This window comes from Anaerolinea thermophila UNI-1 (assembly GCF_000199675.1).
Classification (GTDB): Bacteria; Chloroflexota; Anaerolineae; order Anaerolineales; family Anaerolineaceae; genus Anaerolinea; species Anaerolinea thermophila.
This window is the reverse complement of the sequence record NC_014960.1, coordinates 1,925,387-1,938,880: the sequence shown is the minus strand read 5'-3', so window position 1 is coordinate 1,938,880 and position 13,494 is coordinate 1,925,387. Positions and strand designations below refer to the sequence as shown.

Annotated in this window: 12 protein-coding genes and 1 pseudogene; 10 read left to right on the top strand and 3 right to left on the bottom strand. The window is 48.6% G+C overall.

Annotated features, from left to right (window positions below):
- The first annotated feature begins 74 nt into the window (after positions 1-74).
- Together ANT_RS08640 and trxB are read left to right on the top strand one after the other, a co-directional pair.
- Positions 75-1,418, top strand: coding sequence for an aminotransferase class III-fold pyridoxal phosphate-dependent enzyme (locus tag ANT_RS08640; protein WP_041454856.1), 1,344 nt, complete (start codon positions 75-77; stop codon positions 1,416-1,418).
- A gap of 73 nt (positions 1,419-1,491) precedes the next feature.
- Entirely contained in the window at positions 1,492-2,466 is a 975-nt protein-coding gene (gene trxB, locus ANT_RS08635; RefSeq protein ID WP_013560129.1) for a thioredoxin-disulfide reductase, read from the top strand.
- Between the two features lie 77 nt (positions 2,467-2,543).
- On the opposite strand, the gene ANT_RS16310 is transcribed toward trxB, so the two are convergent.
- The gene (locus tag ANT_RS16310; RefSeq protein WP_172634602.1) at positions 2,544-3,287 is read right to left on the bottom strand and encodes a LysM peptidoglycan-binding domain-containing protein; all 744 of its coding nucleotides are present in this window, start codon (positions 3,285-3,287) and stop codon (positions 2,544-2,546) included.
- A 276-nt stretch (positions 3,288-3,563) separates the two neighbouring features.
- Positions 3,564-3,659: pseudogene (locus ANT_RS18165) on the bottom strand (zinc-ribbon domain-containing protein); the annotation flags it as partial.
- Positions 3,660-4,027: 368 nt separating this feature from the next.
- Here ANT_RS18165 and ANT_RS08625 point away from each other — a divergent pair.
- The 4 genes from ANT_RS08625 (at position 4,028) to ANT_RS08610 (ending at position 7,684) form a co-directional block, all read left to right on the top strand.
- Entirely contained in the window at positions 4,028-5,791 is a 1,764-nt protein-coding gene (locus ANT_RS08625) for an aldehyde ferredoxin oxidoreductase family protein (protein ID WP_013560126.1), read from the top strand.
- Between the two features lie 73 nt (positions 5,792-5,864).
- Positions 5,865-7,052 carry a tungsten cofactor oxidoreductase radical SAM maturase gene (locus ANT_RS08620; RefSeq protein ID WP_013560125.1) on the top strand — a complete coding sequence of 396 codons (1,188 nt, stop codon included), beginning with the start codon at positions 5,865-5,867 and terminating at the stop codon, positions 7,050-7,052.
- Positions 7,053-7,061: 9 nt separating this feature from the next.
- Entirely contained in the window at positions 7,062-7,307 is a 246-nt protein-coding gene (locus tag ANT_RS08615; protein WP_013560124.1) for a MoaD/ThiS family protein, read from the top strand.
- The gene (locus ANT_RS08610) at positions 7,304-7,684 is read left to right on the top strand and encodes a MoaD/ThiS family protein (RefSeq protein WP_013560123.1); all 381 of its coding nucleotides are present in this window, start codon (positions 7,304-7,306) and stop codon (positions 7,682-7,684) included. The genes ANT_RS08615 and ANT_RS08610 overlap by 4 nt, the downstream gene beginning before the upstream one ends.
- Here ANT_RS08610 and ANT_RS08605 read toward each other — a convergent pair.
- Positions 7,676-8,743: a response regulator gene (locus tag ANT_RS08605; protein ID WP_013560122.1), complete on the bottom strand. Its 1,068-nt coding sequence runs from the start codon at positions 8,741-8,743 to the stop codon at positions 7,676-7,678. The two genes, ANT_RS08610 and ANT_RS08605, sit on opposite strands and share 9 nt — an antisense overlap.
- Before the next feature lie 304 nt (positions 8,744-9,047).
- Between ANT_RS08605 and ANT_RS08600 the strand changes: the two genes are divergently transcribed.
- The 4 genes from ANT_RS08600 to ANT_RS08585 all read left to right on the top strand — a co-directional run bounded on the left by ANT_RS08600 (position 9,048) and on the right by ANT_RS08585 (position 13,420).
- Entirely contained in the window at positions 9,048-9,857 is an 810-nt protein-coding gene (locus ANT_RS08600) for a transposase (RefSeq protein ID WP_172634560.1), read from the top strand.
- Between the two features lie 103 nt (positions 9,858-9,960).
- Complete coding sequence (locus ANT_RS08595) at positions 9,961-10,797, top strand: ABC transporter permease (protein ID WP_013560121.1); 837 nt, start codon at positions 9,961-9,963, stop codon at positions 10,795-10,797.
- Between the two features lie 5 nt (positions 10,798-10,802).
- Positions 10,803-11,813, top strand: coding sequence for a sugar-binding protein (locus tag ANT_RS08590; RefSeq protein ID WP_013560120.1), 1,011 nt, complete (start codon positions 10,803-10,805; stop codon positions 11,811-11,813).
- Complete coding sequence (locus tag ANT_RS08585) at positions 11,810-13,420, top strand: ATP-binding cassette domain-containing protein (protein WP_013560119.1); 1,611 nt, start codon at positions 11,810-11,812, stop codon at positions 13,418-13,420. The genes ANT_RS08590 and ANT_RS08585 overlap by 4 nt, the downstream gene beginning before the upstream one ends.
- Positions 13,421-13,494: the final 74 nt, after the last annotated feature.

Here is a 13,494-nt window from a genome sequence, read left to right as displayed (position 1 = left end):
TAAGATTGCAAAGATTATAATACAATAACAGTGGTGAGTTCCATCAGAAAGGATCCCAATTGTATATGGTATATATGTCCGATGAGGAGATTCTCTCCGCTTCGCTGGAGACGAATTTTTGGACCTGGTCTGCTCAGGGTAAAGTAAATCCCATTCCCGTCAAACGTGCTGATGGGGTGTATTTTTGGGATGTGCATGGAAAGAGATATCTGGATTTCAATTCCATGGTCATGTGTGTGAATATTGGGCATGGAAATCAACGGGTGATCGAAGCCATTGCCAATCAGGCTAGAGAACTGGCTTTTGCGGGTCCTGGAATGGCTACCCGTCCTCGAGCGGTTTTGGGTAAATTGCTCCGGGAAATTGTCCCTGAAGGCTTAACCCATTTTTTGTATACCCTTGGCGGGGCAGATGCCAATGAAAATGCTATTAAGTTGGCTCGAGCGTTTACCGGGCGTTCTAAGATCTTAACGAGATATCGCTCTTATCACGGGGCAACCCATGGGGCACTTGCCCTGACGGGGGATCCACGCCGGGTGGCCTGGGAGCCGTACGTCATGCCGGGGGTGGTTCATTTTCTGGACCCCTATCGCTATCGTTCTACATTTCATCTGAACCGTCCTGAAGTTTCTGAAGAGCAATTTTCTCAAGACTACCTTAACCATCTGGAGGAGATTATCCAGTACGAAGGGCCCCATACCATTGCTGCGGTATTGCTTGAAACGGTTACAGGGACGAATGGAGTGATTATTCCCCCTAAAGGATATTTGGAGGGAGTACGCGCCATTTGTGATCGATACGGGATTTTATTGATTTGTGATGAGGTGATGAGCGGGTTTGGGCGTACAGGACGGTGGTTTGCAGTGGATCACTGGGGGGTCAAACCCGACCTGATGACTATGGCCAAAGGTTTAACCTCGGGGTATGCGCCTTTGGGGGCGGTTGCCATGCGCCAAGAAATCTACGAGTTCTTCATGGATCGGGAATACGTTGGGGGATTGACATTTAATGGGCATCCCATTTCTCTGGCGGCGGCTGCGGCAGTGATTGAAGTGATGAAAGATGAACATATCGTGGAGCACGCCGCTGAAATGGGTGTGGTGATGAAAGAGATGTTGGAGGAACTGGTAGAACGCCATCCATCGGTGGGAGAGGTTCGTTCCATTGGCTTATTTGGTGTGATTGAATTGGTGAAAGACCGAAAGACCCGAGAGCCAATGGCACCATTCAATGGTTTCAGCGCCGAAATGAACGCCTTGCGTAAATACATCCTTGAACAGGGAGTATTTCTTTACACTCACTGGCATACGATTTTGCTTCTCCCCCCCCTGATCATTACTCCTGAACAACTTCGAGAAGGTTTTGAGGTGATTGATCGCGCTCTGGAAATCACTGATCGGATGGTCAAAACGGTGTAACTTTTAGAGGAAGGGAACGTCTAATATGAGGTGTGTAATTTGAAATTTTGTACACAAATCAAAGAGGTGATTTATGGACTTCAATCTGATGAATTTAACTTCACATGCCGAAGATGAAAAAGAACACCATCCCTACAAAGTGGTAATTTTGGGCTCAGGTCCTGCTGGCCTTGCTGCGGCACTTTACGCGGCACGTGCAGAATTAAACCCCTTGGTCCTGACGGGAATGGAATTGGGGGGGCAGGCAGCGTTGACCCATACCATTGAAAACTATCCTGGTTTTCCGGAAGGGGTGGGCGGTTCACAACTCGGTGAACTTTTCCAGAAACAAGCCGAGAGATTTGGAGCAAGGGTTGAATTTGATATTGCCAGCAGGGTAGATTTGTCTAAACGACCTTTTGTGATTGAAACGGAAAGCGGACAGGAAATTAAAGCCCAGACCTTAATCATTGCAACCGGAGCCAGCCCCAATCATCTCAATGTGCCTGGTGAGAAAGAACTCACCGGTAAAGGGGTTTCATATTGTGCAACCTGCGATGGCTGGTTTTTCAAAGATAAAGAGGTGGTCGTGGTAGGCGGTGGGGATAGTGCATTAGAAGAGGGGATTTTCCTGACCCGTTATGCCACGAAGGTTACGATCATTCATCGTCGTGATACTTTACGAGCCGGGGCAATTTTGCAATCTCGTGCCAGATCCAACCCTAAAATTCAGTTTATATGGAACACGGTGGTCACCGAAATTCTTGGTGAGGATGCTGTAAAAGCAGTGCGACTAAAAAACGTAGTCACGGGAGAAGAAAGCACTTTTTCAACCGATGGTGTGTTTATTTTCATTGGTCACAAACCAAATACCCAACTCTTCCATGGGCAACTAGAAATGGACGAAGGTGGATATATCATTACAGACAAGAAGATGCAAACCAGTGTGCCCGGTGTTTACGCGGCGGGTGAAGCCGCTGACCCAATTTATCGACAGGTCATTACATCTGCCGGTATGGGGGCTGCTGCGGCAATGCAGGCCGCTAAGTTTTTAGAGGAACATGATTAAACCCGGGTCGGGTTAAAAAAACAGGCTGCCCAATGAGTTGAATCTCAAAAGGCAGCCTGCTGTTTTAATTTTGCGGTTTATTTACTTGCCCACGCAAAAACCCGTTCGGCGCTGACTGCCCCTGCGGGCTCCCAAATCGGCTCGTTTGTTTCTTTGTTTGTCCCGGTTTGACGGACAGGTAAAACAGACCAGCGGAATATGTGCAGTTTCCCATCCGTTGGGCGGAGTTGTTCAGGGACGATGTACTTGGTTTCTGTGACGTAGGCAACAAATTTCCCTTTACTGCTATCGGTTGCGTCAATCAGGGAGACTGCATAGGCTTCATTTGGACGAAGCTCCCCAACCGATGCCCATTGCAGGGTGATGATATCGTTCAGGGATAAGAACGATGCTCCGTCTGTAGGCAAGAGCAGATTTGGAGCGGGATAGGGTGGAATAGGGGTCGGGGTGGGAGTTGGTTTGGGACCACGCTCGCATAAGGGAATAATCAATTTTTGCCCAGGGAAGATAATGTCTCCGGGTAAACCGTTATAATCCCGAATGGCTTGAGCGCTGACCCCATAATTGGCAGAGATTTTGCTCAACGTATCGGTTTCGGTAACGGTGTACTCCAGTTTCTCGCAAGCCGCTTCTGCTTGTTGGGTGGGATCCAGCGTATTCGTTGGGAGAGGAGTCGGGGTCACAGTGGGGTATGGAATGAGAAGGGTTTGTCCGACTACCAGATTATCACAGGCAGCCGGCAACTTGTTCAGGATGATGATACTCTGAACAGAAACGTTGAAAGTGGAGGCAATCGAGATGCATGTATCAAGAGGAGCCACTTTGTACTCAAATGGAGGGCGCTCTGTTGCTGTTGGTTCTAAGGTTGCTGTGGGCGATGGAGTGGGTGTCATTGTATGAGTAGGCGTGATGGATGGCGTCAATGTGGGGGCAGAAACCGATTGAGGTGCAGGTTGAGTAAATTGAAATACGGCATATACAGTTCCTGCGCCAACGGCGAGCAACAATACAATTAAGCCAAGCAAGGCAGGTAATGAGAGGGAAATTTCTGGAACGGTACGATCTTTCCCGGTTTTCCCTTCTGCGTCCACCAATACTGTACCACAGACGGTACAACGAGTTGCATTGCTTGAAAGTCGAGTCCCGCAGGTGGGACAAATTTTCGTTTGGGTTGTTTGGTTTTCTCCAGTCATAGTTTCCTTAACCAAATTCAACGGGTACTCCCGACTGCTGGCATTATACCACACTCAAATTTTGACTTCTTTTTGTTTTTATCTCCCAGAGAAGAAATGAGAAATATGATCTTTGGCATAATTGACTCAGGGAAAAAAATCATATAATTAATTTTGAAACTTTTCTCACATCTTAAGAAATCCCAACTTATTGGTAAGTTTTGAAAAATTTGGAGTTAATCAGCGTTTTCCTGAAAAAGGGAATGAGAGGAAACTGCTGATTGAACGTGGTTCTTTCGTCATTTTTTTCAAGGAGGTGTGGCAGAGAACATTTTGTCGTTTTTTCCCGCGACATTTCAGTATTCCGTTTGACAAAGGAGGAACAGACTATGTGGATTCTCAGAATCAATATGACGGACCGCAGTGTCAAATTTGAAGATGTGCCGGAAAAATACAAGTATCTGGCAGGGCGAGGGCTGACTTCCCAAATTGTTTACGATGAAGTGCCCCCGCTGGCGCATCCACTGGGTCCCAGTAACAAACTGATTTTTGCCACAGGTATTGTTACGGGGACATCCGCACCAACCTCTGCTCGTGTGTCTGCTGGAGGAAAGTCTCCATTGACTGGGGGAATTAAGGAGTCTAATGCAGGGTCTCCTTGGGCGCATGATTTGGCGGTGATGCGCATCAAAGCCTTAATCCTGGAAGGGCTTCCGGAGGATAAAAAGACTTTTTGGGGTATTCATCTTTCCTGGGACGCTGATGCGGGAAAGCCTAAGGTGGATTTCTTTGATGCCACTGAATACACCGGCAAAGACCTCTATGAAGTAGCCCCAAAATTGTTTGAACGATTTGGCGACCGCATTTCCTTTGCCGGGTGTGGGGTGTCTGGTGAGTATGGTTATGGGAATGCGGGCATCGTCTACAACGATTTGGCAAAACGTCCAAGCCGTTACTCTGGACGTGGTGGCTTGGGGTCGGTGATGGGTAGTAAGCGGGTGAAATTCATTGTGATTGATGCCAAAGGAGCACCCGGAGTTGAAATTGTTGACAAAGCCCTCTTTGACGAAGGGCGCAAGAAGATGATTGATGCAATTCGCTCGCATGATATCACCAAACCCAAAGGCGGCTTGAACTCGTTCGGAACGGCGGTGCTCGTCAATATTTTGAACGAGGCTGGCGGGTTGCCCACACGTAACTTCTCCAGTGGACGTTTCGAAGGTGCGGCAAAGATTGCCGGAGAAGCCATTTTCGAGACCAACAAACAGCGCCTTGGCAAGGATCTCTATAACCACGCTTGCAGCCCCGGATGTATCATCCAGTGTTCCAATACCCTTTACGACGAAAATGGCAAAGAAATTACCTCGTGCGTTGAGTACGAGTCCGACTGGGCTCTGGGTGCAAACTGTGGCATTGATGATCTGGATGCGATTGGCGAAATGGTTCAACTGTGCAATGCCTATGGCTTGGACACCATTGAGACCGGATGCACAATTGCGGTAGCCATGGAAGCGGGAGTTATTCCCTTTGGCGATGCAAAAGGTGCTATCCAGTTACTCCATGAAATGGGCAAGGGGACTCACCTCGGGCGCATTTTAGGCGCAGGGACTGAGACCGCCGGTAAGGTACTGGGTGTAACTCGCATCCCTGCAGTGAAAGGGCAAAGCATGCCGGCTTACGAGCCTCGTGCGGTGAAGGGTATTGGGGTAACTTATGCCACCACTACGATGGGTGCAGACCATACTGCTGGGTACACCATTGCCCCCGAAATTTTGAGCGTGGGTGGAAAGGCTGATCCCCTTTCCAACGAAGGAAAGGCTGCTTTGAGCCGTGCTTTCCAGGCGACTACAGCGTTCATCGACTCTTCCGGGCATTGTTTGTTCATTGCCTTCCCCATTCTGGATATTGCCAGCGGGTATCAGGGCATGATTGATGAATGCAATGGCGTACTGGGGACAAAATGGACAGCGGATGATGTCCTGCGCATCGGAAGTGAGATCCTCAAAGTTGAGCGTGCATTCAATGAGGCGGCAGGATTCACCAAAGCCCATGACCGCATGCCCGAGTTCATGAAGCGTGAACCGTTGCCACCGCACAATCAGGTGTTTGATGTGCCTGATGAAGTGCTGGATGCTGTTTATGCCGAACTTTAGTCTCTTCTGACAAAGGTGGAAAAGGGTGGGCGAGATTCTCTCTGCCCACCCATTTTCTCAAAGGGAGGAACCCATGCCCAAGTTAATTGCCGATTCGGAAGGGCGGCTTCAGCTCCCTTTCTCTTTTCTCGAACGACGTCAAATGCCTGCAGGGGCTGAGTATTGGTTAGACGAACGTGATGGGGATTTAATCCTGCACCCTCGAAAACCGGATGTCAGAAAACTCTACATTGAACCCACTACAGGATGTAATTTGCATTGTGTGACCTGTATCCGGAATGTCTGGGAAGATGAGGAAGCCCAGATGTCCATGCAAACTTTTGAACGCATTCTGGAGGGGATAGATCATCTGCCGGAGTTAAAACGGGTAGTTTTTACAGGGTTTGGCGAGCCGCTCACCCATAAGAACATCTTTGACATGATCGAAGAAATCCGTCGTAGAGGAATCGCGGTGACGGTTGGAACAAATGGCTTGTTGTTGAACGAAGATAAGGCTCGAATGCTGGTGGAAGCCGGTGTAGACCGTTTGGTTGTTTCGGTAGATGGGGTCAAACCGGAAACTTATTCCAGCGTGCGTGGTGCTATGCTGGCCCAGGTATTGGAAAATATTCGTCGGGTCAATCGTATTAAGAGTGAGTTATCCACAGTCATCCCGGCGTTAGGGATTGAGTTCGTAGCATTAAAGAGTAATGTGGAGGAATTACCTCATCTGGCTGGTTTAGCCTCTCATTTGAACGCGGCACGGATTTTAGTGACAAATGTTTTGCCTTACACGGAAGAAATGCGTGAAGAAGTTCTGTATGGCTATGGACCTCAAGCCCCGTTGAAAGGCGGTTCCTGGCCTGTACGAGTCAGCGGATGGGTGATGTGGGGCACCCTGGATATGCCACGAATGCATTGGGGAGCGGAACGGCGTTGTCGTTTTGTTTATGACCGCGCTACAGTAGTGGGGTGGGATGGAGGGGTATCGCCATGCTATGCATTCTCTCATAATTATCACTATTATGCTGTGGATGGTTTACGTAAAAAGGTCACCCGCTATCTTCTGGGAAATGTGAATGAAACACCCTTAGAAGAAATCTGGATGAGCGAGGAATACGTGCGTTTCAGAAGTGAAGTCATGGGATTTCATTTCCCATCCTGTCCTGATTGCGACTTAAGAGAAACTTGTGATTTGCGCCAGCGAAATGAAGGATGCTGGGGGTGGAATCCATCTTGTGCAGACTGCCTGTGGGCGCAGGATATTGTTCGCTGTCCTTAGGAGGTAAAGGTGCAGGTGAAAGTAAAATTGTACGCCACCCTTGTCCGTTATGTAGAAGGTGTTCGTGCGGGACAACCTATTTCGGTGAATTTACCCGACGGGGCTACCATTCGTGATGTCCTGACTATCTTGAAGATTCCGGAAGAGGAAGTTAAGGTGGCTTTTGTGGCAGGGCGAGCCTGTTCGTGGGATACCAGACTCAAAGATGGAGATGAAGTAGGAATTTTTTCGCCGATTGGAGGTGGAGCACTATGACGATTCGCATAGATGTATGGCTCTATGGGGAGTTAGCCAAATATGGGGGTGAGCAGGCAAAACCCGGTTTTGCCAACCTTTATCTGGAGTTGCCCGAAGGAGCAACTGTTGCTGATCTATTGAAGAAGATTCAGATGCCCACTGAAGAACGAGGCATCACATTTATCAATGGGTTGCTGAGCGCAATGCCTGGAGTTCAACCGGATTTAAGCCATATTCTTCAGGATGGCGATCGAGTAGCGTTCTTTCACTTACGCAGTATGTGGCCCTTTCAGTATCGTCATGGAGCCAGCATGATTGGCGAATTGGCTCAGGAATTAAGTAGCAGGGAAGATAAAGGAATTCACCACGATTACCGCCATGATTCTTCAGGATGAACTGGTTGTGGTGGATATACAGTCTTCCAGGATTGTTCTCAGGGTTTTAACATCCAGGTCCTTTTTGTCAATAAATGCTACAGCGCCGGCTTCCATCCCAAGCCGGTGAAATTCCCGGTCCGGGTAAGCGCTGATCAGTACCACGCGTGTTTGAGGGGAAACTGCACGGATTCGACGAGTGCATTGAATGCCATTTTCATCCCCTCGCAAAACAACATCAATGAAAGCTACTAAAGGCTTGATTTTTTGAGAAATTAAGACCGCTGAAGTGATGTCTCCACTTTCATACACCGATAAATGATTGTTTATTTTCCCCATGACATGTGCCAGTTGTTGTCGAAAACGGGGGTTATCATCCACAATTAAAACGGCTACTGGAAAATCTGATTTGGATGAATGCTCGGGAGAATTGTGCGAGGTTGGATTGTGTTGTCCAAGCAATTCCGGATGCTGATTGAGGTAATTGACAGCCTCTAAACGACTTTGTACGTTCAACAAACGGTAAAGGCGGGTCAGGTGATTCTCAATTGTTTTTACCGATAGCCCGGTAAGGCGTGCAATTTGCTGGTTATCTTTACCCTCCCACAGGTAAAGCAGAATTTCCTGCTGGCGTGGTGTCAATCCAGGAATAGAAGAATTGGATAGGGCATGCACGAGTTTTCCAATTAACGGGCTTGAAATCCAGTGATCCCCGCTTAACACGCGTTGTACGGCAAGTTTCAGGTCATTCAAAGGTTGGTCTTTCAGATGATATCCATGGACTCCGGCGCTGAGCAAACCCTGGACGTACACATTATCATCGTATGCGCTGACCACTAAAATTTTGAGAGTGGGATAATTAAGGCGTATTGAATGGATAGCCGAAATAGGATCAAAGTCCGGCATGGTAACGTCAATCAGGATCAAATCCGGAAGTTGGCGGGCGATTTCCTGTTGTAAAGTCTTCCCATCTCCCACCTCAGCCACAACTTGGATATTTTCGATTTCTTCCAGAACACGGCGTATTCCTGCTCGAACAACTTCATGATCATCGGCAAGCAAGACCCGAAATGGTTTCATGAATATGATTATAATACCCGTTTAGGGGAATTCCCTGTATGCCTTAGGGGATTCCTTACTTGTTTAGCAGTCCCAAAAAGGTTAATTTCATAGTTGTTATGGTGTCTCTTTCGATGATGGACTCCTTACGAACCTGGATTAGGCGTTTGGGAAAATTATCCTTCCGTAGAGTGTTTTATGCCTTTGTTATTCGCCAGGATGTTATCTTGACGTTTGTTTTGCTGTTATTAGTTGCTCTGTTGCAATCATGGTTGAAATGTGGTAAACATACGGTATGACCACACGAGAAAGCAGATACGTCCGAGTGGCGAGGATCGCCTACCGGCTTGCCAAACAAGCATTACCGATGTATTCACATGCCAAGAGTCCCCATCACTTCACGTTGCCGCAGTTGGGGGCCTGTGTTTTGTTGATGTTCTACCTGAATCTCAGCTATCGCGACATGGAAGAATGGCTGCTGGCAAGCGATGCGGTTGGTAAGGAGCTGGAATTACCGCGTGTTCCCGATCATACGACCCTGCAACGTACCTACGCCAAGATACGCAAAGCGGATTGGATGCGCATGAACGAGACCTTGCTCGAGGAAATCGGACGGCCTGAAGAAGAAGGGGTGGCTGCCGATAGTACCGGCTTCTCACCCGGCCCGGCCAGTTCTTACTACCAAAGCCGTTCGGGAAAAGCCTATCGCCACTGGGCGAAGGGCGTTTATGCCGTTGGAATTGTCTCGCAATTCATCCTTGCGATGCAATCCGGCTGGGGTCCAGGTAGCGATGCCCCTTATCTGGGCTATCTGCGCCGCAAAGCCAGGCGGTTTGCCAAACGTCGGGCTTGGGTCTTGCTGGCCGATTCAGGGTTCGATGGTCGGACTGTCCGGCCTCAAGACTTGATTCCACCCGTTCGGCGAGGTGGAAATTTGCTGGCCCCTGAACGACGAGCAAGAAGCGAGCTTGTCTCTGCGGCTCGCCTGGATGGTCTCTATGGTCAACGCTGGAAGACCGAAACCGTGAATTCGGTCATCAAGCGCAAATTCGGGCAAGCCATCCGCTCGCGGAAACGCAGCCTGCAAAACCGAGAACCGATTATCAAAGGACTGGTCTACAACATACACCGCTAGGTGTATCTCTTCCTAACCTATCTTTGCAACAGAGCAGTTATTAGTTCTTATTCTGTCCTTCTCAACGCAGACATTCTTAACACGCAATAACTGGTTGAACCTCATGCGAAACTTCGCCTGGATTGCGCTTGCGGCTTTAGGGCAGAGCATGGTGATTATTACCGGAGGAATTGACCTTTCCGTGGGCGCGGTGATGGCACTTTCCAGTGTGGTCACCGCGTTTTCTTTAAGAGCTGGTTTCCCGGTATGGCTTTCTATCTTCTTTGGAATCGCAGTAGGCGCAGCGATTGGATTGATCAATGGGTTTTTCGTGGCGAAGGTGCGTCTGCCTGCTTTTATTGCGACTTTGATTACCATGAGTATTAGTCGTGGCTTGGTTTTTGGTTGGACCCGTGGATGGCCCGTGCGTGATTTTCCCGATTCCTTTCGAGCACTTGGCTTTGATTTAGCTTTGGGGAACTTCCTTCTCCCCATTTCTCTCGTAGTTACATTTGTTTTGGCCTTGCTGGTTGCCTTTGTTATGAATAACACGGTTTTAGGCACGTACATTTTTGCCCTGGGCAATAGTGAACGGGCAGTGGTTGTGGCTGGTGTGGATCATGTGCGGGTCAAAACGTTAGTTTACGTGATGAGTGGCATGCTTGCGGCGGTGAGCGGTTTACTCCTGACTGCTCGATTGGGGGTAGCTGCTCCAACGGCGGCTGAGGGATATGAGCTGAGCATCATTGCCGCTGCGGTTATCGGGGGTGCCAGTCTGTTTGGGGGAGAAGGCGGAGTGACTGGAGTTTTGCTGGGAGCGGCTTTTGTACAGGTGCTGAACAACGCGCTGGTGCTGCTTGGGGTTGCGGCTAACTGGCAGACTGCTGTAATTGGAGTGGCGACATTGATTGCTCTTCTGGCTGATTATTTTCGCCGCAGAAAAATTCTTCAGGAGGACTAGAGAAAATGCGATTGCGCTTTATGCTCCTTTTTCTCTTGTTTCTCCCAGGGTTGGTTGCCTGTCAACCTTTGTCTACCGATCGGAAGGACGAGGTGCGTACCTTGAGAATTGCCTGGATTCCCAAAGCCCTTGACAACCCTGTGTTTGAATTGGGGCGCAAAGGGGCTTTCCAGCGGGCGGCAGAACTTTCTGCAACAGGGAATGTGAAGGTTGAAGTGATTTATACAGGCTCGGTAAGTTCAGATGCGATGGAACAGGCAAGAGTAGTTGAAGATATGATTGCCAGAAAAGTAGATGCTATTGCCATATCTTGTAATGACCCGATTGCCTGTATTAATCCCATCAATCAGGCTGTAGATGCTGGTATCCCGGTGATAACGTGGGATTCGGATTCTCCACAAAGCAAAAGGTTTGCCTATCTTGGTGTAAATAACGTGGAAGGGGGTAAACAAGCTGCAAAGTTGCTGATTGAGGCAATGGGTGAATCGGGGAAAATTGCTATTCTTACCGGTGTGCCTGGAGCATACAACCTCGAGGAACGGATTCGTGGATTTCGCGAAGTGATTGACCAGTACCCAGATATTAAAGTTGTGGCGGTGCGCTCAACCAATGATGATATCAATTTGAGTGTCCAGGTTGTAGAAGAAACCATGCAGGCCTTTCCTGATTTGAATGGGTGGTTTTTTGTCGGGATGTGGCCCCTGCTGGCTGGTAGAGGCTCTATGCCGTTATGGGAACAAGCCGCACTGAAAGGGAACTTGAAAACAGTCTCCTGGGACACCATGCCAGAGGAACTGGAATTTCTCAAAGATGGGTATTTATCAGGTTTGATTGATCAGAATTGCTGGGCATGGGGGTACGATACCATTCAGATACTGTACGATAAACTGATTTATGGAAAATCTACTCCAGACTTTATTGATGCTGGTTTACGTGTCGTGACGCAGAAAGAAGTAGAAGCCATGATGAGATTGTGGGAAACGGGAGAGTTTCCTTCCCCCGGAGGAATGCCGTGAGCCCGGAACCTTTATTGCGTGTAATCAATTTGACCAAAACATTTGGAAGCCTGACCGCTGTCCAGAATGTGAGTTTCGATCTCTATCCGGGAGAAGTGGTTGGGCTGGCGGGGAGTATTGGTTCTGGAAAATCGGTATTAATCCTGATGCTGGCTGGTTTATATTCCCCCAATTTTGGAGATGTGTACTTTGGGACACGACGCTTGCGCTGGCCCTTTTACGCCAAAGACTACCAGATTGGAGTAATTCATCAAAAACCCGAACTGGCCGACCGGCTGGACATCACCAGCAATTTATTCCTTGGACACGAAATTGGTTTTCCTCCGTTCATGGGCTGGTGGCGTATCCCGGACAGGAAGCAAATGGACGAAAAAGCCCGTCAAATCCTGCAACAACTGGATATCAGGATAGAGAGCTTACATCAACGGGTGGGTGAATTGTCCAGTGAACAACGTCAGATGATTGCCATTGGCAGGTTACTCACCCAGCCGGTGCGGTTGGTGATCATTGATGAGCCCACCATTCTTTTGTCTTATCCCAATCAGCAACGTCTGTTGAGCCTGGTTCAGTCATGGAGGAATCAGGGGGTTGCTGTATTGTTCAGCAGTAACAACCTGGATCATCTCTTCCAGGTCAGTGACCGAATTCTCATCCTTCGCCAGGGTAGGAAGGTTGCAGAACTGGATACGGATCACACTACCCGCGAGGAGGTCGTAGCAGCCCTCTTCGGCTATGACGATGGCCGGGATCTAACTCCTGTGCTTTGGGCACTGGACGGCATTTATCGTACCCGGGAATCCATGGAGCGGTTGCGATACTATCAGATGTTGCTGGAAAAAGACCTGGCGGCACAAGACTCACTTAACCGCCAACTGTTTGAGCAATTATCTGAGCAATTGCGCACGCTGGATCAAGCCAATCTTGCCCTTCAAGAGGCGCATCGGCGTTTGCTTTCTGAAAGGGAGGAAGAGAGGAAATCCCTTGCACGGGAACTCCATGATGATGTTATTCAGGATTTGCTCAGTGTGAATTACCGACTTGAGGAGATTGAAGAAAACCCTTCCGGACAAAAAAGTGAACTCAGTCAGGTACGCGGCCAGATTCGAAAATTGGTTGGAGAAATACGACAAATTTGCGGCAACCTTCGTCCACCTACGATTGACTCCCTGGGTTTGGGTGCAGCCATTCAATCTTACACACAAGAATGGTTTGACCGCACCGGCATAGAAGTGAGTCTGGAACTCGATCCCAATTTGGGGCGTTTGCCAGAATTGACAGAACTTTCCATTTTTCGAATTATCCAGGAAGGGTTGAATAATGTCTGGAAGCATGCTCATGCCACAAGAGTAGAGGTAAAAGTTCAGCATACTTCTCCCCGCACCCTGTTAGTCTCTATCATGGATGATGGGCAGGGCATTCCAGAAGAACTGGACTTGAATGAGTTGAACGCTCAGGGACATTACGGCTTATTGGGAATCAATGAAAGGGTTGCTTTACTGGGCGGACGTTTTCGCCTTCAGCATCAACCGGGAGGGGGAACCTTGTTACAGGTTGAAATTCCCCATCCCCGGGTCGAAACCGAAATCCTCAGTAAATTGGATGTCTAAAGGAGGTGGTGCTCGGAATAAGAAAGAGACAAATCAGTTCTTTCATCCATACAATCTACTAAATTTCGTATAAT